This window comes from Nostoc sp. CENA543, from assembly GCF_002896875.1.
Taxonomy (GTDB): domain Bacteria; phylum Cyanobacteriota; class Cyanobacteriia; order Cyanobacteriales; family Nostocaceae; genus Trichormus.
Genome location: NZ_CP023278.1, coordinates 3994473 through 4016401 on the forward strand (window position 1 = coordinate 3994473; position 21929 = coordinate 4016401).

24 protein-coding genes are annotated in these 21929 nt (G+C 40.2%); 13 read left to right on the top strand and 11 right to left on the bottom strand.

Translation table 11 applies throughout. From position 1 onward, the window contains the following. Nucleotides 1-62: 62 nt before the first annotated feature. Entirely contained in the window at nt 63-260 is a 198-nt protein-coding gene (locus CLI64_RS16505) for a DUF2811 domain-containing protein (RefSeq protein WP_103138224.1), read from the bottom strand. Nucleotides 261-355: 95 nt separating this feature from the next. Here CLI64_RS16505 and CLI64_RS16510 point away from each other — a divergent pair, with 95 nt between their 5' ends. Then, on the top strand, nt 356-646 hold the full coding sequence (locus tag CLI64_RS16510; protein WP_103138225.1) for a hypothetical protein: 291 nt from the start codon (nt 356-358) through the stop codon (nt 644-646). Nucleotides 647-708: 62 nt separating this feature from the next. Beyond that, entirely contained in the window at nt 709-1974 is a 1266-nt protein-coding gene (locus CLI64_RS16515) for an MFS transporter (RefSeq protein ID WP_103138226.1), read from the top strand. 190 nt (nt 1975-2164) lie between these two features. Here the strand turns inward: CLI64_RS16515 and hisIE are convergent, their stop codons facing one another. Beyond that, a complete protein-coding gene (gene hisIE, locus CLI64_RS16520; protein ID WP_103138227.1) occupies nt 2165-2815 on the bottom strand; it encodes a bifunctional phosphoribosyl-AMP cyclohydrolase/phosphoribosyl-ATP diphosphatase HisIE in 651 nt (216 codons plus the stop codon). Between the two features lie 96 nt (nt 2816-2911). Continuing rightward, nucleotides 2912-3106, bottom strand: coding sequence for a ChaB family protein (locus CLI64_RS16525; RefSeq protein WP_103138228.1), 195 nt, complete (start codon nt 3104-3106; stop codon nt 2912-2914). Between the two features lie 109 nt (nt 3107-3215). Between CLI64_RS16525 and hemL the strand changes: the two genes are divergently transcribed. After that, nucleotides 3216-4514, top strand: coding sequence for a glutamate-1-semialdehyde 2,1-aminomutase (gene hemL / locus CLI64_RS16530; RefSeq protein ID WP_103138229.1), 1299 nt, complete (start codon nt 3216-3218; stop codon nt 4512-4514). Nucleotides 4515-4583: 69 nt separating this feature from the next. Here the strand turns inward: hemL and CLI64_RS16535 are convergent, their stop codons facing one another. Further along, complete coding sequence (locus tag CLI64_RS16535; RefSeq protein ID WP_103138230.1) at nt 4584-4745, bottom strand: metallothionein; 162 nt, start codon at nt 4743-4745, stop codon at nt 4584-4586. Nucleotides 4746-5208: 463 nt separating this feature from the next. On the opposite strand from CLI64_RS16535, the gene CLI64_RS16540 reads away from it, so the two are divergent. Continuing rightward, nucleotides 5209-6828, top strand: a complete 1620-nt coding sequence (locus tag CLI64_RS16540) for a serine/threonine-protein kinase (RefSeq protein WP_103138231.1) — start codon at nt 5209-5211, stop codon at nt 6826-6828. Nucleotides 6829-7180: 352 nt separating this feature from the next. Continuing rightward, entirely contained in the window at nt 7181-7918 is a 738-nt protein-coding gene (locus CLI64_RS16545) for an FHA domain-containing protein (protein ID WP_103138232.1), read from the top strand. 125 nt (nt 7919-8043) lie between these two features. Here the strand turns inward: CLI64_RS16545 and recA are convergent, their stop codons facing one another. Both recA and CLI64_RS16555 read right to left on the bottom strand, forming a co-directional pair. After that, complete coding sequence (recA, locus tag CLI64_RS16550; protein WP_103138233.1) at nt 8044-9120, bottom strand: recombinase RecA; 1077 nt, start codon at nt 9118-9120, stop codon at nt 8044-8046. A 223-nt stretch (nt 9121-9343) separates the two neighbouring features. Further along, nucleotides 9344-10363, bottom strand: coding sequence for a tRNA-dihydrouridine synthase (locus tag CLI64_RS16555; RefSeq protein WP_103138234.1), 1020 nt, complete (start codon nt 10361-10363; stop codon nt 9344-9346). A gap of 286 nt (nt 10364-10649) precedes the next feature. Here CLI64_RS16555 and CLI64_RS31605 point away from each other — a divergent pair, with 286 nt between their 5' ends. From CLI64_RS31605 to CLI64_RS30840, 4 genes are all read left to right on the top strand, one after another. Beyond that, nucleotides 10650-10811 (top strand): CopG family transcriptional regulator, encoded by a 162-nt coding sequence (locus tag CLI64_RS31605; protein WP_103138235.1) that lies wholly within the window; start codon nt 10650-10652, stop codon nt 10809-10811. A 752-nt stretch (nt 10812-11563) separates the two neighbouring features. After that, entirely contained in the window at nt 11564-13096 is a 1533-nt protein-coding gene (locus CLI64_RS16565; protein WP_103138236.1) for a protein kinase, read from the top strand. Between the two features lie 185 nt (nt 13097-13281). After that, nucleotides 13282-13956: a hypothetical protein gene (locus CLI64_RS16570; RefSeq protein WP_103138237.1), complete on the top strand. Its 675-nt coding sequence runs from the start codon at nt 13282-13284 to the stop codon at nt 13954-13956. Nucleotides 13957-14042: 86 nt separating this feature from the next. Continuing rightward, nucleotides 14043-14456, top strand: coding sequence for a hypothetical protein (locus CLI64_RS30840; protein ID WP_157943282.1), 414 nt, complete (start codon nt 14043-14045; stop codon nt 14454-14456). Nucleotides 14457-14694: 238 nt separating this feature from the next. Here the strand turns inward: CLI64_RS30840 and CLI64_RS16575 are convergent, their stop codons facing one another. Continuing rightward, nucleotides 14695-15267, bottom strand: a complete 573-nt coding sequence (locus tag CLI64_RS16575) for a L,D-transpeptidase (protein WP_103138238.1) — start codon at nt 15265-15267, stop codon at nt 14695-14697. A gap of 341 nt (nt 15268-15608) precedes the next feature. Between CLI64_RS16575 and CLI64_RS16580 the strand changes: the two genes are divergently transcribed. Then, entirely contained in the window at nt 15609-16127 is a 519-nt protein-coding gene (locus CLI64_RS16580; RefSeq protein WP_103138239.1) for an O-acetyl-ADP-ribose deacetylase, read from the top strand. A 79-nt stretch (nt 16128-16206) separates the two neighbouring features. Here CLI64_RS16580 and CLI64_RS16585 read toward each other — a convergent pair whose 3' ends face one another. From CLI64_RS16585 to CLI64_RS16595, 3 genes are all read right to left on the bottom strand, one after another. Beyond that, the gene (locus tag CLI64_RS16585) at nt 16207-16581 is read right to left on the bottom strand and encodes a DUF4870 domain-containing protein (protein ID WP_103138240.1); all 375 of its coding nucleotides are present in this window, start codon (nt 16579-16581) and stop codon (nt 16207-16209) included. 297 nt (nt 16582-16878) lie between these two features. After that, nucleotides 16879-18576 (bottom strand): DNA mismatch repair endonuclease MutL, encoded by a 1698-nt coding sequence (mutL, locus tag CLI64_RS16590; protein WP_103138241.1) that lies wholly within the window; start codon nt 18574-18576, stop codon nt 16879-16881. A gap of 130 nt (nt 18577-18706) precedes the next feature. Then, the gene (locus CLI64_RS16595) at nt 18707-19690 is read right to left on the bottom strand and encodes a folate-binding protein YgfZ (protein ID WP_103138242.1); all 984 of its coding nucleotides are present in this window, start codon (nt 19688-19690) and stop codon (nt 18707-18709) included. 127 nt (nt 19691-19817) lie between these two features. Here CLI64_RS16595 and CLI64_RS16600 point away from each other — a divergent pair, with 127 nt between their 5' ends. The 3 genes from CLI64_RS16600 to CLI64_RS16610 all read left to right on the top strand — a co-directional run bounded on the left by CLI64_RS16600 (nt 19818) and on the right by CLI64_RS16610 (nt 21106). Beyond that, a complete protein-coding gene (locus CLI64_RS16600) occupies nt 19818-20024 on the top strand; it encodes a type II toxin-antitoxin system HicB family antitoxin (protein ID WP_103138243.1) in 207 nt (68 codons plus the stop codon). Further along, nucleotides 20014-20235 carry a type II toxin-antitoxin system HicA family toxin gene (locus CLI64_RS16605; protein ID WP_103138244.1) on the top strand — a complete coding sequence of 74 codons (222 nt, stop codon included), beginning with the start codon at nt 20014-20016 and terminating at the stop codon, nt 20233-20235. Before CLI64_RS16600 ends, CLI64_RS16605 begins: the two co-directional genes overlap by 11 nt. 187 nt (nt 20236-20422) lie before the next feature. Next, nucleotides 20423-21106 carry a hypothetical protein gene (locus tag CLI64_RS16610; protein ID WP_157943283.1) on the top strand — a complete coding sequence of 228 codons (684 nt, stop codon included), beginning with the start codon at nt 20423-20425 and terminating at the stop codon, nt 21104-21106. A 238-nt stretch (nt 21107-21344) separates the two neighbouring features. Here the strand turns inward: CLI64_RS16610 and CLI64_RS16615 are convergent, their stop codons facing one another. After that, nucleotides 21345-21830 (bottom strand): hypothetical protein, encoded by a 486-nt coding sequence (locus CLI64_RS16615; RefSeq protein ID WP_103138246.1) that lies wholly within the window; start codon nt 21828-21830, stop codon nt 21345-21347. Nucleotides 21831-21929 lie beyond the last annotated feature (99 nt).

Sequence of the window (21929 nt, forward strand, 5' to 3'; positions counted from 1 at the left end):
TGGACAGTACCAGCACAGTGTCTGGTACATCAAAGCCTATAAATACACCACGTCATTGCAAATTAGCAATTGTGAAACAAAGTTTCTAAATAAACGCGGGCAGCACGGCGATCGCTGTCGCCATTTTGCAGTAAAAACAATGATAGGGCTGCTGTTAATACCCGATTTTGATCCCAATCGGGGTGAGTCTCTAAATAAGTTTTCAGTGATTCATGAAGAGTTTCGGGGATTTCTGTAAAAATACTAACTGTTGCGTTCATGGTGTTTTCCTTGTGGGAGTTCAGTTAAAACGAACTATTGCTTGGAGTGAGGCTGCTTTAGGCAACATCTACACTGACCTCTAAGGTAAGTTTTGATGTCAACGGTTGCACAAACTATAAAACCCGGCCGCATCATTGTGCGACAAGAGGGGGTGGGTTTGTCAATGCTGCGAAATGTTAAAAACAATCGCACTCAAAATAAATGCGAACGCAATCATCAATATTTCAAGCAGATTTTTGTTACATTTCTTAATAAGAACTCAGTCCTCTGCACTGAACTAGACTCTAGATCAAAAATCCCCAGCAAGCCTGCAAGTGCTTATCCCCTCGTAGAACATCTGTGGAAAACTGGGAAAACTCCTGTGGAAACTCTGTGGAATGAATGAGGAAAATATCAGCCAATGATAAGAATTACAAAAACGTGATCATTTAATGACATTATTTGCCCATGAAAACTGCGTTCCTATCCCAGTTATCTTGTTTGTTACCCTCGATACATCCTCAAGTTAGGGTTTTGGCGATCGCCAGGTTCCTCTCAGAATTAGGTACGGGGTTTACCCTGATTTACGCCCCGATCTTTTTTGTCAACCAACTGGGGTTATCTACTACTATCGTCGGTTTTGGCTTGGCTAGTAGCTCATTTTCTGGGTTTTTCGGTAGGATTCTGGGGGGTGCTTTAACAGACTCACCCAGATGGGGTCGTCGCCGCACCTTATTGCTAGCAACAGCAATTTCTGCTGTTGGGTCATTAGTGTTAGCAACAACCACCAATTTTGCAACTCTGGTCATCGGTAATTTAGTTTATGGTTTGGGTATAGGCTTGTACTGGCCAGCCACAGAGGCAGTTGTGGCAGATAGTAGTGACATAGATAATCGCCGTGAAGCTTTTGCCCTGACTCGGTTAGCAGATCATTTAGGGTTAGCAATTGGACTAGTATTGGCGGGGGTATTGGTGACAATCTTCATGAGTTATCGTTGGTTGTTCGTTGTTGACGCTTTCTCGTTTGTGGTGTTTTTTGGGGTGGTTTACGTGGCGATGAAAAAGCCCGATCAACTCTTAGTACAGCCGACACAACAGACGCAAAACTTTACAGCCTGGATATCAGCCTTAAGCGATCGCCGTTTCTTGATTTACATTGCGGCCAATATCCTGTTCACCATATATATTTCTCAAATCCACACAATTATTCCCCTGTATTTAAAAAACTTCATTTCTGTGGGAGAGACAGCCCAAAGCTTTAGCGAATCTACAATTAGCAGATTATTTTCTTGGCACTTGGTCTTAGTAATTATCTGTCAACTACCTCTGACCAATCTTTTAAAACGCTACTCCCACTCACAAGCACTCACCGTTTCGGCTATTTTGTGGGCTATTGGTTTTAGTTTAATTTGGGTGACAGGTAACTTCCCATCCTATCAATTAATTTGGGCGACATTGGCATTAACAGCATTAGCGATGGCATCTGTAGCATACAACCCATCAGCTGCCTCTCTCGTCACCGATTTAGCCCCCGAATCCCACCGAGGAATCTACTTTGCTATTAATTCCCTATGTTGGGCTTTAGGTGGATTTATCGGCTCACCCTTGGGAGGGTGGGCTTTAGATCAATCACCCCTGATTACTCATCATTTTTGGTTGGGCTTTGTTTTGAGTGTAGCGATCGCCATCACCATTTTGCAGTATTTAAATTGGGTTTTAGTCAATAGTCAATAGTCAATAGTCATTAGTCATTAGTCATTAGTCATTAGGCATGGGGCATTGGGCATTGGGAATGGAACAAGGGAAGAAAAACGATAATTAATAAGTGTTACACTTCCCACTCTCTACTCACTACTCACTACTCAGCACTCACCACTCAGCACCGGCTAAACGCCGCGCTACCGCTAACAGCACTCACCACTCCCTAACGTCGCCGTTCTTGTAGCTTACGATAAACTGCCTTTAAATCTACTTGATGGTGAGCTAAGGCAACTAGTGTGTGGTAAAGCAAGTCTGCAACTTCACCAGCGATCGCATCGTGTTCGTCATCTTTGAATGCCATCACTACTTCAGCTGATTCTTCACCGATTTTTTTTAAAATCTTGTTATCGCCACCAGCTAATAACTTACAAGTGTAGGAACTTTCATTGGGATGATCGCGGCGATCGCATATCACTTGAAACACTTGAGATAAAGTATCCCCAGGTGGAGCAATGATTTGTCCTTCGATTTGATGAAAACAACTACGTTCACCTGTATGACAGGCAATATCTCCTATTTGCTCTACACCAATTAGTAAAGCATCGCTGTCGCAATCATATCGAATGCTTTTTACCTTTTGGATATGCCCTGAAGTCCCGCCTTTGTGCCATAATTCTTGACGGGAACGGCTCCAAAACCAAGTTTCTTTTGTGTCTAAAGTCTTTTGTAAAGATTCCCGATTCATCCAAGCCATCATTAGTACAGTACCATCCAAATAGTCTTGGACAATTGCTGGTACTAAACCACGTTCATCGTAGCGAATTTTTTCAATGGGAATGGCATTGTGTAGTGATTGGGAATCGGTGGAAAACATACCAGCTAAATTATTCTAGTGAAACTAATCATGTCTGGTTTCACGATACCATTATCGATAGTACAACTGGCATGATTTTTCCACACCCTATATGAATCATCTTAGTAAAACTACATTCCTTTCCATTGCTGATTGGATTCTGACAGCACTTAAGGCCACATGGTGAGCCTTAGTATCTTCACCATACCAATGCAAAGCTGAGTTAAAGGCGGCGCGATACAGGTCTTGGTATGCCTCTGATAATTCAGTACGGATTTCTAAAGGCAAGTCTTGGTTGGACTTGTATAACATATCGTTATTTTTTTGGTTCTGTTAATTTTATACGATATAAGTTCTAGGCGAAATTTAACCCTATCCTAAGATAGAGCTTTTTTTGAATGCCCACTGTTAGGAGAGAACCTTGGTAAATACCACAATTAAAACCACTAAATCACAAGAAATTTTTGCGGCTGCCCAACATCTCATGCCAGGCGGTGTTAGCTCCCCAGTTCGTGCTTTTAAATCTGTAGGGGGACAACCTATAGTCTTTGATCGGGTCAAGGGCGCATACATTTGGGATGTAGATGGCAACCAATATATCGACTACGTAGGTACTTGGGGGCCAGCTATTTGCGGTCACGCCCATCCAGAAGTGATTAGCGCACTCCACGAAGCTTTGGAAAAAGGTACTAGCTTCGGTGCGCCCTCGGTGCTAGAAAATGTCCTGGCGGAAATGGTAATTGCTGCCGTTCCTAGCATTGAGATGGTACGATTCGTCAACTCCGGTACAGAAGCTTGTATGGCTGTGCTACGGCTGATGCGTGCCTTCACTAACCGAGAGAAAATCATCAAGTTTGAAGGTTGCTACCACGGCCATGCTGATATGTTCTTAGTCAAAGCAGGCTCAGGTGTCGCTACCCTTGGCTTACCTGATTCCCCTGGTGTACCTAAGTCAGCTACTAGCAGCACCCTAACAGCACCGTACAATGACTTAGAAGCTGTGAAAGCTTTATTTGAAGAGAACCGTGATCAAATTGCGGGTGTAATTCTTGAACCTGTTGTGGGTAATGCCGGATTTATCACCCCCGATGCTGGCTTTTTAGAAGGTCTACGGGAACTGACTCATGAGCATGGCGCATTGCTTGTGTTTGATGAAGTTATGACTGGTTTCCGCATTGCTTATGGTGGCGCACAAGAGAAATTTGGCATCACACCAGATTTAACCACTATGGGTAAAGTTATCGGTGGTGGTTTGCCAGTAGGTGCTTATGGAGGTCGCCGCGATATCATGTCTATGATTGCTCCGGCTGGCCCTGTGTATCAGGCTGGAACTCTTTCGGGTAATCCTCTGGCTATGACGGCAGGGATTAAAACTTTGGAACTATTGCAAAAGCCTGGTAATTATGAGTATTTAGAGCGCATTACCAAAAGGCTTGCTGATGGCTTACTACAAGCAGCTAAAGAAACTGGTCATGCAGCTTGCGGTGGTTCTATTAGCGCGATGTTCGGCTTATTTTTTACCTCTGGCCCTGTGCATAACTATGAAGATGCCAAAAAGTCAGATACAGCTAAATTCGGTCGTTTCCATCGCGGTATGTTAGAACGCGGTGTTTATTTAGCACCTTCTCAATTTGAGGCTGGCTTTACTTCTTTAGCTCACACTGAAGAAGATATTGACCAGACGATCGCGATCGCTCGTGAGGTCTTATCTAGTCTCTAGGTGCTGTTAGCCGTAGCACGGCGTTTAGCCAGTGCTGAGTTCAAGAATTAACTCAGCACTGTCAACACCTCAACAGCCACAGCCTTTGTGATTGCACCCTTGGATAGTTTTATGCCCTTCAGCACAACCCTCAGAACAGTAGAATTTCCCATCTTTATTGATGGCATCTTCTACTGAAACAATACACAGGCAATTCGGACAAGCACATTTCATCTGGTTGATGGTAGTCATAATTTTTGCTGCCTAATATTACTATCAATACAATACAACATCTGAACAGATATTCATTTATTTTGACGAAATTCACATTAAATTTTGTCTCAGCAACCGCATTTGTGGAGTAAATCAACCAGTTCACAAAAGTCCTGGTAGTCCAGAATGCCAATTAAGTAAAAATGCTGAGAAATAGTATTTTTTAGTAATTAAAACTATTATTTTTATAATTTACTTACGTATAAAAAATAAAATAGCAATCGCTGATGTTATTGCAACAGAGAGACTCGACACTGTTTACTAGCATAGGTATAATAAGTTGTTTGACATCATAATTGCTTTACGTAAATCAGATCCAACTTTAGCAACTCTTCAAAGGATTTACCGCAAAACTGACCTAGCAGGAGTTGATTTTGGATCTCAATAATTGAAGAAGAGTCTCACTCTCACCGTTACTATTCGTGCAGCGAGTTCACAGTGCATGAGCTATTGCATAAATCCGACCTGTCCTAACCCAGAGAATGTAGCACATAGCCAAAGATGTGAAGCTTGTGGCTCACCATTACAGTTGCGCGATCGCTATCTAGTTTTGAAGCCATTGGGTCAGGGTGGCTTTGGCGCAACCTTTTTAGCCCGCGATGAAATCTTACCAGGCGCGCCTAGTTGCGTCATCAAGCAGCTACGTCCTTCTGGAACATCTCCACAGGTGTTACAAATGGCGCGGGAACTATTCGAGCGAGAAGCCAAAACCCTGGGTACAATCGGGAATCATCCCCAAATACCCCGATTGCTTGACTATTTTGAAGCGCAAGAACATTTTTACTTAGTTCAGGAATATATTAGTGGTTCTACTCTCCAGCAAGAAGTAAAACTCAACGGAACTTTTAGCGAAACTGGGGTTAAGCAATTTCTCAGTGAAATTTTGCCTTTACTGCAATATATTCATGATCAAAAAGTTATTCACCGTGACATTAAACCAGCCAACTTAATTCGCCGTTCTCAAGACTCCAGAATGGTGCTGATTGACTTTGGGGCGGTCAAAAACCAAGTTACCCAAGCCACGACTAATCAATCAGGACATACAGCTTTAACCGCCTATGCTATCGGTACTCCTGGTTTTGCACCTCCAGAGCAAATGGCGATGCGTCCTGTTTATGCTAGTGATATTTACGCACTAGGAGTCACCTGTGTTTATTTATTGACAGGTAAAACACCCAAAGACCTGGAGTATAATCCCAGTACAGGGGAAGTCATGTGGGAACACTTAGTACAAATCAGTGACCACCTGATTCATGTCCTCCGAAAAATGTTAGAAGTCTCAGTTCGTAGTCGCTACCATTCAGCTAAAGAAGTCCTCAAAGCCTTAGAAATAGAACCATATTTAGAAAGTTTAGCTGGCGGATTGTTAGTCAAATCAGATTCTAATCATAAAGAAGGAACATACAACCGACCTGATGATTCTGCGGTTCTTTGCAGTAATCCTTCTGCTGCGGCTACAGGTTTAGGAGTAGCACAAGTAGCAGCAGCCATTCGCGCTAGACGAGCGAAGCTTGGTGATGGTACTCGGTTAGATGCTGGAGGGACGCGACAAGGAGTTTCCGGTGCTAAACCATCAACGACAGCTAACAGTAATGGGAACGGTTCTCATAACTTAAAGTCGAAAGTGGGGCGCAGACTAGATACCCAAAGTTTACTCACCGCCTATGTGAAGGGAAGACGAGATTTTGCTTTACATAATCTCAATTTACTTAATCTCCAAGGTGCGGATTTATCATCTACCAATTTCCACTCTTGTCAACTACAAAATACTAATCTCCAAGGGGCTAATCTCCAAAACAGTGATTTTGGGAGAGCAAGTTTAACTCGTGCTAACTTAAAGGACGCTAATCTCACTAAAGCTTACTTCAATCATGCGGATTTAGAAGGGGCAGACCTACGGGGTGCAGATTTGACGAATGCTTATCTCAGTAACGCTAATCTGCGGGGTGCTAACTTATGTGGTGCTAACCTCACCGGAGCAAAAATTTCCGATGAACAATTAGCACTAGCTAAAACCAATTGGATGACGATACGACCCAACGGTAAAAGAGGTTTATTATAAATTTCCCTAGATAGTTAACGCAGAATCGGCAACGGGGAATTGTGTAATTCTTATTTGATGAGATTTCTCAGATAATTTTTTTCACAAGAGCATAAGCAAAAAAATTTCTGAAGTTGCTGAATTTCTGCAAATAAATATGAGTTTTATTAAAATCAAATAAAATTGCATCACTCAAGGAAATAAATTTTTATCAAAACCTTGATATTTGTATTATTTGAATATAAAAATCCGAAAAAATAGCAGTTTGCAGAATTGCTACTTATGAGAATTTGCTACAATTGAGAATAGCATTAATTTTTCTTAATCTTCAACATTTTGGCGAATTTAAAATACTTTGTTAATTCCACTAATTATGAATACAAATTTCTCCAACTATGAGCTAGAAAGACGCTTGAGTTTATATCATGTGTTTCTGACTTTATATGAAAGACATGGTGATCTGCTAGATAGAATTCTCCAACTAGAAAATCTCTATCAGCCATCCTTGAAAGGCGAACATTTGCGTTATGTCCAAGGCGTTGTAGAGGATTCATCAGTTTATTTGATTACTAACTTGTGTGACAATCAGACACAAACTCTGGAACAAATGCAACATATTTGGACAATAGGACGCGATCGCAGTAATGGGATATGCGCGGATAATCGACATTTATCCCGTTGTCATGCTGCGATTCAGTATATTGAATGTCAAGGTTTTTATCTAGTTGATTTCCACAGTACCAACGGTTCTTTTGTGAATGGAGAATCTATTTATCAACCCACCAAACTCCAAGATGGCGATCGCATTCGTTTGGGAAGTCTAACTTTTGATTTTTTCCTCAATCACCAGCACCGTGTTTTACCAGCATTACCAACTGATTTAGTTACCCAACTCATTCCCTCAACAGCAAATATTCAACAGCAAGAATTAGGTAGTCACAGTGCTGCTCAAAAGACAGATGATCTTGTTAGTCCTGATGAGACTGTACAAATTTCTTTAGAATGTGCTTGGGGTAGATTAGAGTACGGGCGAGATGGTTTACAAGAACAACAAAAGTCTGACATCTTGGACAGGTTTTTCCAGCAATCCACAAGGACTGATTGTCGATAATTTCTGCTGAAAACTAAAAAGATTACTCCTGCTGAGAGTAATCTTTTGTAATTGATAGCTGTGATTTTAGATTCATACTGGTGATGCGTAAACATAAATTTGTTTATGCACCATCAACGCAAGTTTTACTCTTCTTCTAAATCAACATCTTCGTCTTCGTCGTCTTCATTGACTTTAGATACTGAATTAGCAGATACAACAGCACCCTTATCGAGCTTTTCTCGCACCAGTTTCTTAATTTGTTCTGTAAATTCTGGCTTTTCTTCTAGATACTTAATAGCGTTATCTCGTCCTTGAGAGATGTTATCACCGTTGTAACTATACCAAGCTCCTTTACGAACCAAAATCCCTGTTTCTTCAGCTAAGTCTACTAAACAACCGATAGTAGAAACGCCCTTACCAAAAATAATGTCAAATTCTGCCACTCTAAAAGGTGGAGCCACTTTATTTTTAGCAACTTTGACTTTTACACGGTTGCCAAATTCGTCTGAGCCTTTTTTCAAAGTTTGAATACGACGAATATCTAGACGAACTGAAGCGTAGAATTTCAAGGCGTTACCACCGGTGGTGGTTTCAGGACTACCGTAGGTGACACCAATTTTTTGGCGGAGCTGGTTAATAAATATAACTGTGCAGCCTGACTTACCAATGTTACCAGTAATTTTACGTAGGGCTTGGCTCATTAACCTGGCTTGCAAACCAACGTGAGCGTCTCCCATATCTCCTTCAATTTCTGCACGGGGAACTAACGCCGCAACGGAGTCGATAACTACGATGTCAACGGCGGCGGAGCGTACTAATTGATCAACGATTTCCAAAGCTGCTTCACCGGTGTCAGGTTGGGAAACCAACAGATTGTCAATATCTACACCTAAAGCCGCAGCGTAGGTAGGATCAAGGGCGTGTTCAGCGTCTACAAAAGCAGCAATACCGCCTTCTCTTTGTACTTCTGCGATCGCGTGCAGTGCTACAGTCGTCTTACCGGAACTTTCCGGCCCATAAATCTCAATCACCCGTCCCTTGGGTAAACCTCCACCCAAAGCCAAATCCAAAGTCAACGCCCCAGTGGAGATGGTTTCTACCCGCATTCGGGTAGCATCACCCAGGCGCATAATTGCTCCTTTACCGAAGCTGCGCTCAATTTGGTTGAGTACCATATTGAGTGCTTTTTGCTTGCCGGAAGTATCGGTATTAATAGCCATTCGTGCCTCTATCAGTATATGGATTTTAGGTGTGTGGGGTTGAGAATTTTAGTAGAACAGATATACTATTTTAGCCGGAAATTTCTAGAATAGGACTTCTCAAATTAAAAAGTGACTGTGACAATATCGTAACGCGATCGCTACTACGTGTAACTAGTACAAAACAACTATAGTTTTGTCCCCCATCGGGCAGTTTTGGATTTTGGATTAGGTAAAACAATTGTCATGTACCACTGTAGGGTGCTAAGGCTAGAGTTTCCGCCAAATCGGTAAGTAAAAAGCGATCGCAAACTTTAAACAGTTCTACTTCAGAGGAGGCTTGCCGCATCAGTTGCAGGAAATGACCTTCAGCATCCACACTGAGGGCAATATAGTTAAGAAACATTTTCAGGTAGCCTACGCGCGCTCGTTCAGGGATATTGGGGGCGGCAGGGGTTTGCCATAAACGCTCAATATAGCCGCGTACCTCTATTAAAGGAACAGGTTTGATCGTCTCGCCACGCAAAGCTTGACGAATTTGATGAAAAATCCAAGGATTGCCGATTGCCCAGCGTCCTACCATTACCCCAGCCGCACCTGTTTGCGCCAGCACCGACAAAGCAGTGGCGGCTGAGTCAATATTGCCGTTAGCCAACACAGGACAATTCACGCAGTTGACAGCTTCGGCAATCAAATCATATTTCACTGACCCGTGATACCTATCGGCAACTGTGCGGCCATGCAAACTTAATAAATCAATACTGTGACGATTGATCAGATTGAGGATGGTGTAAAAAGTATCAGTATTTTCAAAGCCTAAGCGCATCTTGACTGTTAAAGGCCGATCATTGACAACCTGTCGCAGTTCTCCCAAAATTCGATCTACTTTATCAGGAGTGAGCAACAATCCACCCCCGACTTGTTTGCGATAGACCCTGGGTGCTGGACAACCCATATTCAAGTCAACTCCAGCGACATTGTGACTACATAGTTCCTTGGCAGTTCTGACTAAGTGGGGAATGCTCTCCCCAATCATTTGAGCAAAAACAGGGCGACCTGTATCATTTTCGGTGACGGCTGCCAAAATGCTGGGATTGAGGCGAGAAGTTTCATTTACACGAAAATATTCGGTGAAAAAGTAGTCAGGGCTGCCGTAGTGAGCAATGACCTTCATAAACCAAAGGTTAGTCACATCTTGCATGGGTGCAAGCGCAGTCACAGGTAAGTCTTGGGATAGTGCTTGGGGGAGCGATATCTGGAACATAAGAATGCCAGTGTTCGACAAAGGATCACTGTATCAAAAAGTGGTGATAGAGGTTTTGGGAATTTTTGGGTATGATCATCAACTCTAACTGTAATGCTTCATATTTCAGTAACTTTCTCGATAATTTGGTAAGCAGTTTGAGTACCAATTTTTCCCAATATAAATTTTTGAAATTTATCATTTTTTCTTTACAGCAAATTGATATTAATCTCGTTATATTTATCGTGGTGATAACAGTTTAGATGATTGATAGTAGAGGAGTATATCAAACATAGGTTGTTCAATTATGAATAAGAAATGGGCTGTGAAACGACTGACAATCAACCTGACATCAGGTGAGGTAGAAAAGTTAGAGACATACTGTTCCAAGACTGGAAGACCAGCTACAGACGTAGTTCGGGAGCTAATTCGCTCTTTAGCAACTGAAGAAGCACAAAATGCCAGTTGAGCTGTTGCGTAAAGTGCGATCGCTTGATTTATATCTGCTGCAAAGCTGTATGATACGTTAAAGAAACAAGACCCGTTATCCTCGCTACTGTAAAAAAAACAGCCAGTCATACATAGATTGCCAAAAGAAGCAGCCATGTTTGCAAAGTTTTTATTGCTGCTTTCTCGACTATTAACTCTATCCGTGATTCATCTACTAGTGAATCAATCTGTTAATGTAGGGGTTTAGCAATGCTAAACCCCTACATAATTTTGCTCAAAAATTCTGACATTTTCCTGCATATATAAGTATGTTCAGTAAGCAAATCGGATGCTTCTAATATTGCTTGTGTGAGTAAAGAATACAAACGTACAGAGAATACAGTTGATACTCTCCAAGGAAGAATGTAGTAATATTTTTTAGTTTCATTCCTTAAATACTTGATTTCCTCTAAGCTCATAATATTCTTTTTATGCCAAAAATTAATGCTTGAGATAAAATCCTGTATCTTTACGTTTTCATCCCCAAAATCGTGATTAATTGACAAAATCGTGACAAAAAAGTATTTTGTTATTTATGACAATTATTTAAATAATATCACTTTTATCTAGACAACACCAATATACTTAATCTGCAACCATCTTTCTCAGATAATTCTATCGTTATTGCGTTCTAATTGATTAAATAGATTTGGTTCGCTCCGGCAAAAAAATATATAGTAAACCAAAGATAATATTCTAGAGTCAATAGCCATAAAAGTAGCAAAATTAAATATGGATGCACACAAACTCATCAACACAGTCATTCGTAAACGCTATAGAATCTTACAATTTCTTGGTAGTGGCTCTTTTGGCGACACTTATATAGCAGAAGACATAGATTTACCCAACCACCCCAAATGTGTTGTCAAACAGCTAAAGCCTAAAACATCTGAGCAAGAAGTCATGTTAGTCGCAAGGCGACTATTCGAGAGTGAAGCAAGAACTTTATATCATCTAGGAAACCTGAGCAATCAAATACCTAAATTATTAGCTCATTTTGAAGAGAATGGCGAATTTTATCTTGTGCAGGAACTAATAGAAGGATGTGATTTAACCGTCGAAATTATACCTGGGATGAAATGGGGTGAAGGTGAGGTTATCAAGCTTTTACAAGAAATTCTACAAGTTTTGATGGTGGTTCATCAAGAAAACATTATCCATCGTGATATTAAACCTCAAAATCTGATGCGTCGTAGTAGTGATCACAAGATTATATTGATTGACTTTGGTGCAGTCAAAGAAATTAAGGGATTAGCTGCAAACACTCAAGGACAAGTGACCTCCACTATTGCCATCGGCTCTAGTGGTTATATGCCAAATGAACAAGCTAATTCTAAACCAAAACTATGTAGTGATATCTATGCAGTGGGAGTAATTGGTATTCAAGCTTTAACAGGGAAATCACCGCACGATTTTCAAGAAGATCCCCACAATGGAGAAATTATTTGGCGAAATGAAGCAAATGTTAGTAAGGAACTAGCGGATGTTTTAACTAAAATGGTACGTTACAACTTTAGCCAAAGATATCAAACAGCAAGTGAAGCACTGCAAGCTCTTAATTCGTTAAAACCGAAATTTTCATTACAAAATATTAATCTGGTAAGTTGGCAGTCGCTATTGAACTGGAAAGTAATGCTAACAAGTATATTAGTATTATTAGGATTTGTATTTTCTAGATATTTAGTAAATAGTAATAATCAAAACGATCACCCGCAAAATCCTCCAAGCTCACCACCAATAATTGCAGAATCGCCAACCAATACCGTCGAAAAGTTACCTCAACTGCCTTGTGATCAAGACCAACAATTATTCTCACCCCCCATAGCTGAAGGCAAGCCTGCTTGGGAAAACAGCACCTATAAATACTATGGAGATATCAATCCCAAGACAAAAGAAGCTAATGGTAGAGGTCTGATGGTTTTTAAAAAGAATGGTTTTCAATATTATGGAGATTTTAAGAATAATAAGCGTCATGGATGTGGCAGATTATCATATCCATTAACCAGCGATATTAATTATTATTTGGGTCAATTTCAAGAAGATACATTTCAAGGATTGGGCAGGCTAAAGCTGAAAAACCAAAATGAATATATAGGCAGCTTTGTAAATAATAAATGTCAAGGTATGGGCGTATATGTCTTTAGGGATAAGACAGAGAAATCCGGCTCTTGGTATGAAGATAAATTAGAAGGAAACAAGAGTTTATCATGTAAACAATCTTCTGTACCTATTATTTTAAATTTAGCTTTTTTGAATATTTATTAATTTTTTTAATGTTTACATAATTCATTTAATATTTGAAAATATGTTAATACTCAGTCAAGAAAACAGGATTTTTAAATTTAATTTTCAAAAATATATTTTTCTTTATTATTAGTCAGCATAAAATTATGACATTTAATAGTAAAGTTACAACATATATACCTTACATCAAAAAATAAAGGGTTTTTATGACATTAAAACCTCTCTTTACTTTGTCTTGTTTGTTTGTTGTGACCAGTCTATCTTTTCTTTCTGCACAAAAAATACTTGGGCAGCAAACATCCCCAACAAATCCTGATCCAAACACTGCACCAACTTCTCCAACCACACCAAATACAACACCAACTTCCGACCCAACAACAATACCAATACCTACAAGACAGACAACTTCCTCAGAGTTTTCTCAGCTACCTTGTGATCAAGACCAACAATTATCATCACCTCCTCAAGTTAAAGGAAAACCTACTTGGGAAAACAGCACCTATAAATACTATGGGGATATCAATCCCAAAACAAAAGAAGCTAATGGTAGAGGATTGATGATTTTTAAACAAAGTGATTTTCAATATTATGGAGATTTTAAGAATAATAAGCGTCATGGATGTGGCAGACTATCATACCCTGTAGAAAGTAATATTCATTATTATTTAGGTCAATTTCAAGAGGATAAGTTTCAAGGCTTGGGTAGGCTGAAACTGAGGAATCAAAATGAATATATAGGTAACTTTGTAAATAATAAATGTCAAGGTAGGGGAGTATATGTTTTTAGAGATAAGACAGAGCAAGATGGGTCTTGGCGTGAAGATAAGTTAGAAGGAAGTGATAATTTATCTTGTAAACAATTTAATAATAACTATCGATAATCTCAAGACACATCTAATTGATTTAGTGTGGTATTAGGATGATATACCACTGAAATGAAAAGAGCAATCAAGGGTTATTAAAGAAGATGAAATCAATAATTTTTACCACTGGTGTAATTATTGTTATGAGCCTGAGTTGTCTTTCAGCACAAACTTCACTGGCTCAAGAGGTAATTCCAGTTGCAGGCCTGGCCATAGAATCAAATAAAAATACATCTAGTGAACCGCCTGTGGCTGGAAGTGCAATACGGGAGTCAGAACGCAGACCAAAAAGCGACCAACTTGCTTTCCGTCCAGGTAGGTCTACAAGAAGAGAATCTACAACACAAGTGAGAAGACGCGGAAGAGAAATTTCTAGACGAGAATCTACACCACGAAATCGGTCATTAACATCTACATCGGAGAGGAAAATTATTCAGACAAGAAGTGTCAGAAGACCAATAAAATCATCTCCAACAAGACCTCCAGTAAATCAAAACTTCCCAATTAGAAGGGGGTAATACCAATTCAAAATTCAAAATACCCTATCGGGTACTCCTACGGAGAAGCAAGCTACGCGGTAGCGTCTCGTAAGAGAAGCAAGCTACAAAATTCAAAATTTAGAAATCCAGGATTTGGATTTGTTTCGTGATTTCAGTTATAAATACCAGGGACTTCCAAGGAAAAGATATCGATAGAGCAGTAGAAGGAAATTGGCTCTTATTCCTGAAATCATTTATTTTATGGAAGTCCCTGAATTTAGTGTTCTACTATAACTGGGGTGCCAATTTTGACCATTTCATATAGTTCACGAACATCCTCGTTATACAAACGAACACAACCAGCAGAAATTGCTTTTCCTACAGATGTTCTATCAGGAGTGCCGTGAAATCCGATATATTCTCTGTTAACGTTCCAAAATGCGATCCATCTATCTCCTAAAGGGTTGTCTTTACCAGGAGGGACTAATCTTCCAGTTTTAGGATTTGTCCAATCTGGATTTTTTAACATCTCAATAACTTTGAACTTCCCTATAGGTGTTTCTAACCCTGCTCTACCAACGGCTACTGGATAGCGAGCTTTTAAATTATTGCCCTTATATACATACAATTGACGCATCCTTCTTTTTAACACTAGACGGACATTCTTTTTGGAAGGTTTTAGAAAATCTAATTTTACTTGAGGATATGCTGACTGCTCGATTGTTGTTTGATCATCTACAGCTTTGTCAAAGCTCATATTTGCCAGATATTTTGACTGGGAGGCGAAAAGCAGCCCCATTGCACACAACCCAATACTTAAACTAGTGCGAATATACAGGCTATTTTCCATAATCTTTTCGGTATAAGGTTAAAAGTAAAAGTAGCCAAAAAGTCAGAACTTCTAGCTTATAAAGATACCTAACGGAGTTGTGTTACAAGTTAATATTTAATAGCATTTGATTTAAATGTAATGACAAGAAATGTTCTATCTATTTTTTTAATTTTTATAAATTATTATACAATACTTAGCTTAAAATTATAGTATGGAACGATAATTTAAATTAAATGCGGCTACTATCTCTGACAAATAAAATTCAAAATTAATAGCAGCTTGTAAGGTTGCCTATTTTTTGCTATTCGTGCCTAGTCCTACTTGTCAAAAATTAATTATTATATAGAAGTTTAAATATTATGCAGAGAATAGAGATTATTCAAGGTGATATTACTCAATTACCAGTAGACGCAATTGTGAATGCTGCGAATAGTTCTTTATTAGGTGGTGGTGGGGTTGATGGAGCAATTCATCGTGCGGCGGGCAAAGAAATGTTAGCAGAATGTAGTCAGCTAGGAGGCTGTAAAACTGGTGAAGCAAAAATTACTAAAGGCTATAATCTTCCTGCTAAATGGGTTATTCATACTGTCGGCCCTATTTGGCAAGGTGGTCATCAAAAAGAAGATGAATTACTAGCAAAATGTTATGACAATAGTTTAGCTTTGGCAGCACAGTATCAAATTAAAACTATCGCTTTTCCAGCTATTAGTACGGGTGTATATAGATTTCCTGTAGAACGTGCTTGTAGAATTGCCATTTTGACTGTTCAAGAATTTTTAAAGCATCATAGGGAGTTAGAAAAGGTGTTTTTTGTGTGTTTTGGACAAAGTGCCTACGATGCTTATACAAAAACAATGTCGGAAATTGCTGAAAACTAGTCTAGTATGATGCTATTTTTAGAGACAATATTTCTCTTTGATAGACTTAAGTACATACTTTGAGGGTGAATCAACCTAATTATAATACTCGAAAAATGAATGGATAACGGAAAGGTTCATCAGGCTGAGTTAAACAGTGAAATAAAGCCCAAATAGTCAATCCCCAATGCAAAGCAAAACCGAAAGCTACCACGGGGAAAAATATAATTCCGCCTATGCCAAAGGTAAGCCAAGATAGTAACCCTAAAGGTACACCTATAACTGTTGCCCAAAACCACACATTTAAGTGAAAATTCATTGATTCTTTGGCATTACTTTTCACTACTGGGTCATCGGAAATTAAGTTAATTACAAAGGGAACACCGATGGAAAATAGGATGGTACTAAAAAAAATTGCCCCATGACATAGAGACGATAGTAATTTACGTTTATCAGAATCGTATGTTGCTTGCATTCTGATGACTCCTCATATATCTTTTCTGTTTTAATTTTAAAGGATACTTTCTAGCTTTTGTTTTATCGTTTACCGTACTCAACAATAAAAGTGGTTTTTCCTCATGATAGATAAGTGATGGTCAAGACTAAATACAATTTCAGAGATGAGGTTTACCGAACTGGTCAATGGTCAATGGTCAATAGTCATTAGTCATTAGTCATTAGTCATTAGTCATTAGTTTTTCTCCCTCTGCCCCCTGCCCCCTGCACCCCTGCCTCCCCTGCGCCCCAAGCGATGCTTTTTTGTTGGGAGTTATTAAATACCGTGACTCTTGCCAATTACCCAGTGACGACGGAAAAATCGGGATAAGGCTGATTCATCTAATGATAAGTAAATTGGGCGACCGTGGGGACAGGTGCGGGGGTTACGGGTGCGTTGCCAATTGTCTAGTAACTGCTGCATTTCTGGTAAACTCATTGGTGTGCCGTTGCGGATGGCACTGCGACAGGCGACGGACACCTGGGCTGTTTGTAAATCGCCGCCCCAACTGAGTTCTAGAATTGCCTCTGCACAATCTTCACGTTTTTGTAACATAGCAGGAAGGTTACGTACTGCCCAAAGTTGTTCGCCAAAGGGTTCGATATCGAAACCGATGCGTTGTAGTTGACTGACTTGGGCGGGTGATAATTGATAAAGAATGATTGGTGTTTCTACTGGAGTCAGTTGCCAATTATCACACAATTGTTCGTACAATACTCGCTCATGGGCTATGTGTTGTTCTACTAACCACATTCCGCCAGGATGTTCAGCCACGATGTAGGTATTGCTGACTTGGGCGATCGCTTTGAGGAAATGGGGACTGGGGACTGGGGATTGGGGATTGGGGATTGGGGACTGGGGACTGGGATTGAGATTGTAATTACCTTTTTCTTCTGCGGCTTTAATGAGTTGGCTGACTCTGGTGGTGTGGACTGATTCTTTGATGTTGGCGGAACTTAGACGCAGTGCTTGGTTAATGGCTTGGGTGATTTGTTCTTGCCAATAGGTTAACTCGTTGAGGTAAATTTCAGTTTTGGCGGGGTTACGATTCCAGTTGATTTGGTCTGGGGAAATCACCAGATGGAGAAAACAAATCGGATAGCGATCGCGTGGTAATGTACGATGAAATGCTCCTAGAATTGCCTGTTCTAATTCCGGTGATTTTACCATCCGTCCATTCATCGCCACTCTCACCCAGTCGGGACGATGGCGGTGACATCTATCGGGTAAGCCTACTACTAAGGTAACTGTTGACTGTTGACTGTTGACAATTGACTGTTCTGGGCTGGGGATTTCTAGTCTTAATTCTTGTAAGTCGCCTTGTCGGACTTGGGGTAGGAGTTGCGGTATGAGTTGTCCGACGGTAGCGGCTGGGGAGATGGTAAACCATTGGCGGTCATCTTGCCAAACTTGCCAAGTAACTTGGGGATGACAAAGGGCAATGTTGTAGATTGTGGCTTGTACAGCTTTCATTTGCTGTGCTGTGGAGGGTAAACCATGACGACGTGCTGCACAATTAGCAAATAAATTCGAGACTGTGACTACTGTACCAGGAGCGATCGCTGTTGCCTCAACTTGAATTGCTTTCCCCCCTTCCCCATAAACCACCCGCCATCCCACGTTCCCATTGCTAGAACGGCTAAAAATCTCCAAATCTGCCAATGTCGTTAAACTGTGTAATGCTTCTCCCCGAAATCCCAGACTGTTAATTTTCCACAAGTCATCACTAGAGTGGATTTTACTGGTGCTGTGAGATGTTGCTGCTTGTTGCAAATCATCTAAATCCATGCCGCAACCATTATCTGTGACACGGATACGCCACTGCTGTGGCCAAAGCGCAATCACAATTCTATTTGCACCCGCATCTAAAGCATTTTCCACCAATTCCCGCACAACAGACGCAAAAGAATCAATTACCTCACCTGCGGTAATTAGATGTACGACTTCTTTTGGTAAAGCTTGAATAGATGTCATGGGGGACTGGGGACTGGGGACTGGGGATTGGGGATTGAGGATTGGGAATTGGGGATTGAGGATTGGGAATTGTTTCTTCTACCTTGTCTACCTTGTCTACCTTGTCTCCCTCTGCCTCCTCTGTTCCCTCTTATGGATATTCGTGAGACACAAAGGGGATGGCGACGATTTCGCCTTCGGTATTGCCTACTTGTACTTTTAACCCTACACCACCGGCTTTGCTTTTCACGTAACCTAGTCCGAAATAACCATCAGGTGTTTCGGTATAACTGGTGAGTTTACCGATTTTCTCATCACCAATGGTAATAGTTTCACCTACTGCGGCTGGACTATTAAGTTTAATTCCCCAGAGATATTGTTTGACACCTTTATATGTATTTAACCGGGCAATGGTTTCTTGACCGATATAGCAACCTTTATTAAAGGAAATGGTCTGCCATAGACCGACTTCTAAGGGATTAAAATCATCTGTGAGTTCTGTGTCTGGGGCTGGTCTGCCTTGGATGATGCGTAAATGTTCCCAACCGCGATCGCTTAATTCTACCGCCCCTGAGTCTAAAATTTGCTGCCATACTTTCTCTTTGATGGAAGCAGGCAAAACTACTGTGTAACCAGGGGACGCTAAACCACTACCAACTGCAACGATGATACTGTCATCCACTGTTATGTGATTGCCGTGGAGTTGACCGATAATTGCCCCAGCACCAAGTTTTTCAACTACCGCGTCACTTCCTGCGCCAATGAGACTAAAAGTTGCAGTTTCTTCCGTCACATCAGCTAATTGCACCTTATCTGCAAAGAAGATATAACGATCTAACCATTGCATTAAAAATTCACGACGGTTAGGCGATACCAAAAGCAACACTGCATCATCCAACACATAAGCACTGACTAAATCTATCGTGCGGGCTGTGGATGTCACCATCACCGTATCACAGCCTTGTCCTGGCTTGAGACTTTGGAAATCGTTCGTACTTTGATTGTGTAAAAACCTGATACGGTCATCGTCAGAAACACGGATGCGTCCCCAAGAAGAGCGATCGCATACAGCAACCCCTGCGGTTGCGGCTTGGATAGCGGCTGCGTCTTTACCGTCAAGTGCAGATGTTGGCATAGTAGTCAAGAGTTGCCCTGTTTCAATGTTTTCGCATTGGTGATTTTAGCAAATCCTGGTTAACGGCTTCAATGCACCTTTAAATTGTTCCAGACATATAATCAAAGAAAAAGTGCAAACAAAACTTATGAAACAAACCTTTACTGCAAGTGTATGGCAAGAAGGTAACTGGTTTGTGGCACAGTGCTTGGAAATTGATATTGCTAGCCAAGGCGAAACTGAAGCTGAGGCCTTGTCTAATTTAGAGGAAGCTTTATCACTGCATTTTGAGCCACCAGTTGCTACCATTACTCCTCAAATTAAAACTATTCAGGTGGAAATGGGTGTCGCTTAAGCCCTTACCTTATCGTGAAGTGAAGCGTAAATTAGAAGCTGCTGGCTTTGAGGAAGCCAGCCAAAAAGGTAGCCACGTCAAGTTTATCAAATCAACGGATGAAGGAACTCGTAGTGCTATTGTGCCTCGCCATCGAGAAGTCACTATTGGTACATTAGGTAGTATTTTGCGTCAAGCCGGAATAAGTGTTGAAGAATTTGAAAGTTTGTAAATCTGATATGGCTTTTCTTACTCCGGTGAGGTACAGACAAGAGTAATTAAACGCAGATGGACGCAGATAGACGCAGATAAATTTGTACCTCAGCAGACTAGGAAAGGCTATAGACAAATCAATAACTACAGTAAAACATAAACATAATGTATCATAGCGGCAAAAAAATCATCAATGTAAACCAACTATGGGAATACGTTATTCCAACATCATGCTACAGGGAGTTTCCCAAGATGAATTAGTTAATTACCTATCTAATATTAAATTTGATGCTTACGTTTCGCCTACAGTCAATGAGTACACTGTTTTATATGATTTAGCATCAATCGGTTATCTCAATAAATTACCGAAATATATCCAACAAGAATATAATTTCTCATCCTTATACAAAAGATATTTATCTCCCCAGCAAGCTATTATGGCTTGTTTATGCTCTCATCTGTCTAGAAAATTTAACTGTTCTATTTTGGCTATTTATGTTATTGACGGCATTACATTTTGGTATCATCTTTCCCAAAACGGCTATCTGTTAGATGAGTATATAACTGATAACTATTCACACAATAAAATCAAGGTATCATTAACTGATAAAACTGCCAAAAACTCTGCGGAAAAACTATGCAGTGCTTTTGGTAAAGAATATGCGATCGCCCAAGTAAAAACAATTCTTGGTGAACCTGTAGAGAAGTATGATTCCATGACACGCCATGAACTACTCGCCAAAGCTTTAGAGATTCGCCCCTGCTGGGTAGTGGGGATGAATTATCATTGTTTTACAGGAGAAGACGATTTTGAGGCACATTATGAATGTTATCGTGAAGACTGTGAGCCTAGCTATGAAGCAGCGTTACAAATGGTGAAAAAAACCTAGAATAGTTTTTTCTGACATGAAGACTCAAATACTCTAAAAATAGCGATCGCCTACTTCATTTTTTACCAAAACAGAGTTTATTGATGTAGCCCCAGAATCATATTCTGAGGACATTTGCATGTAATTAGCACAGAATCATCCCAAATTGGGATAGGTAGTATTGTTTCGAGGTTCTGGAATAGGCTAAGAATCTAGGCTTTGTAATTCAAAATCCAAAATCCAAAATCCAAAATTGGTATCATTCAGGTAAATTAGCAAACACCTGTTCAACTAAATTCTTAGTTTTATCTTCTAAATGTTGCCAATCTACTTCCCCAAATTCATCAATTAAACTAGTGTCAATATCAACATTTTCACTTTCTGGATGGTAATTTATAAAACATACTTGATAGCACAATTCCCACAAATCAATACTGACATTTTGGTCTTGACGTTGCAAACATAAGTGATATCCTGGATGGGGCATTGGCAATCTCGCAAGTCTTTCTCTGATGGCTTCTGCTTGTTCTAAAGTTGCATCTTCCATCTCTTGCAATAACTGTGTCACCAAAGCTTTAGTCTCATCAGTGACGTTAGCTGGCCAAATCAGCACATCTTGGTAAGTTCCCTTCCAAGCAGATTCTTCTAACTGTTTGCGAAGATTATCAATGACGCGAATGAAAGCAGGCTGCATCAGCAGTTCGGCCTGCTGCCATGTATTTTGGTCTGTTATTCTAGGTGGCATTGGTAATTAACGAAGGCACTAAAAGGAAAATTTACAGTCTGTATTTATTAAAAGAATTGCGTATGGAGTTCAAATCTTTTATCAAGATAGCGGATTTCA

Excerpts from the sequence above, each read along its gene's own strand:
- CLI64_RS16505 (WP_103138224.1), bottom strand. The coding sequence starts at position 260 with ATGAACGCAACAGTTAGTATTTTTACAGAAATCCCCGAAACTCTTCAT.
- CLI64_RS16510 (WP_103138225.1), top strand. The coding sequence starts at position 356 with ATGTCAACGGTTGCACAAACTATAAAACCCGGCCGCATCATTGTGCGA.
- CLI64_RS16515 (WP_103138226.1), top strand. The coding sequence starts at position 709 with ATGAAAACTGCGTTCCTATCCCAGTTATCTTGTTTGTTACCCTCGATA.
- hisIE (WP_103138227.1), bottom strand. The coding sequence starts at position 2,815 with ATGTTTTCCACCGATTCCCAATCACTACACAATGCCATTCCCATTGAA.
- CLI64_RS16525 (WP_103138228.1), bottom strand. The coding sequence starts at position 3,106 with ATGTTATACAAGTCCAACCAAGACTTGCCTTTAGAAATCCGTACTGAA.
- CLI64_RS16535 (WP_103138230.1), bottom strand. The coding sequence starts at position 4,745 with ATGACTACCATCAACCAGATGAAATGTGCTTGTCCGAATTGCCTGTGT.
- CLI64_RS16540 (WP_103138231.1), top strand. The coding sequence starts at position 5,209 with ATGAGCTATTGCATAAATCCGACCTGTCCTAACCCAGAGAATGTAGCA.
- CLI64_RS16545 (WP_103138232.1), top strand. The coding sequence starts at position 7,181 with ATGAATACAAATTTCTCCAACTATGAGCTAGAAAGACGCTTGAGTTTA.
- recA (WP_103138233.1), bottom strand. The coding sequence starts at position 9,120 with ATGGCTATTAATACCGATACTTCCGGCAAGCAAAAAGCACTCAATATG.
- CLI64_RS16555 (WP_103138234.1), bottom strand. The coding sequence starts at position 10,363 with ATGTTCCAGATATCGCTCCCCCAAGCACTATCCCAAGACTTACCTGTG.
- CLI64_RS31605 (WP_103138235.1), top strand. The coding sequence starts at position 10,650 with ATGAATAAGAAATGGGCTGTGAAACGACTGACAATCAACCTGACATCA.
- CLI64_RS16565 (WP_103138236.1), top strand. The coding sequence starts at position 11,564 with ATGGATGCACACAAACTCATCAACACAGTCATTCGTAAACGCTATAGA.
- CLI64_RS16570 (WP_103138237.1), top strand. The coding sequence starts at position 13,282 with ATGACATTAAAACCTCTCTTTACTTTGTCTTGTTTGTTTGTTGTGACC.
- CLI64_RS30840 (WP_157943282.1), top strand. The coding sequence starts at position 14,043 with ATGAAATCAATAATTTTTACCACTGGTGTAATTATTGTTATGAGCCTG.
- CLI64_RS16575 (WP_103138238.1), bottom strand. The coding sequence starts at position 15,267 with ATGGAAAATAGCCTGTATATTCGCACTAGTTTAAGTATTGGGTTGTGT.
- CLI64_RS16580 (WP_103138239.1), top strand. The coding sequence starts at position 15,609 with ATGCAGAGAATAGAGATTATTCAAGGTGATATTACTCAATTACCAGTA.
- CLI64_RS16585 (WP_103138240.1), bottom strand. The coding sequence starts at position 16,581 with ATGCAAGCAACATACGATTCTGATAAACGTAAATTACTATCGTCTCTA.
- mutL (WP_103138241.1), bottom strand. The coding sequence starts at position 18,576 with ATGACATCTATTCAAGCTTTACCAAAAGAAGTCGTACATCTAATTACC.
- CLI64_RS16595 (WP_103138242.1), bottom strand. The coding sequence starts at position 19,690 with ATGCCAACATCTGCACTTGACGGTAAAGACGCAGCCGCTATCCAAGCC.
- CLI64_RS16600 (WP_103138243.1), top strand. The coding sequence starts at position 19,818 with ATGAAACAAACCTTTACTGCAAGTGTATGGCAAGAAGGTAACTGGTTT.
- CLI64_RS16610 (WP_157943283.1), top strand. The coding sequence starts at position 20,423 with ATGGGAATACGTTATTCCAACATCATGCTACAGGGAGTTTCCCAAGAT.
- CLI64_RS16615 (WP_103138246.1), bottom strand. The coding sequence starts at position 21,830 with ATGCCACCTAGAATAACAGACCAAAATACATGGCAGCAGGCCGAACTG.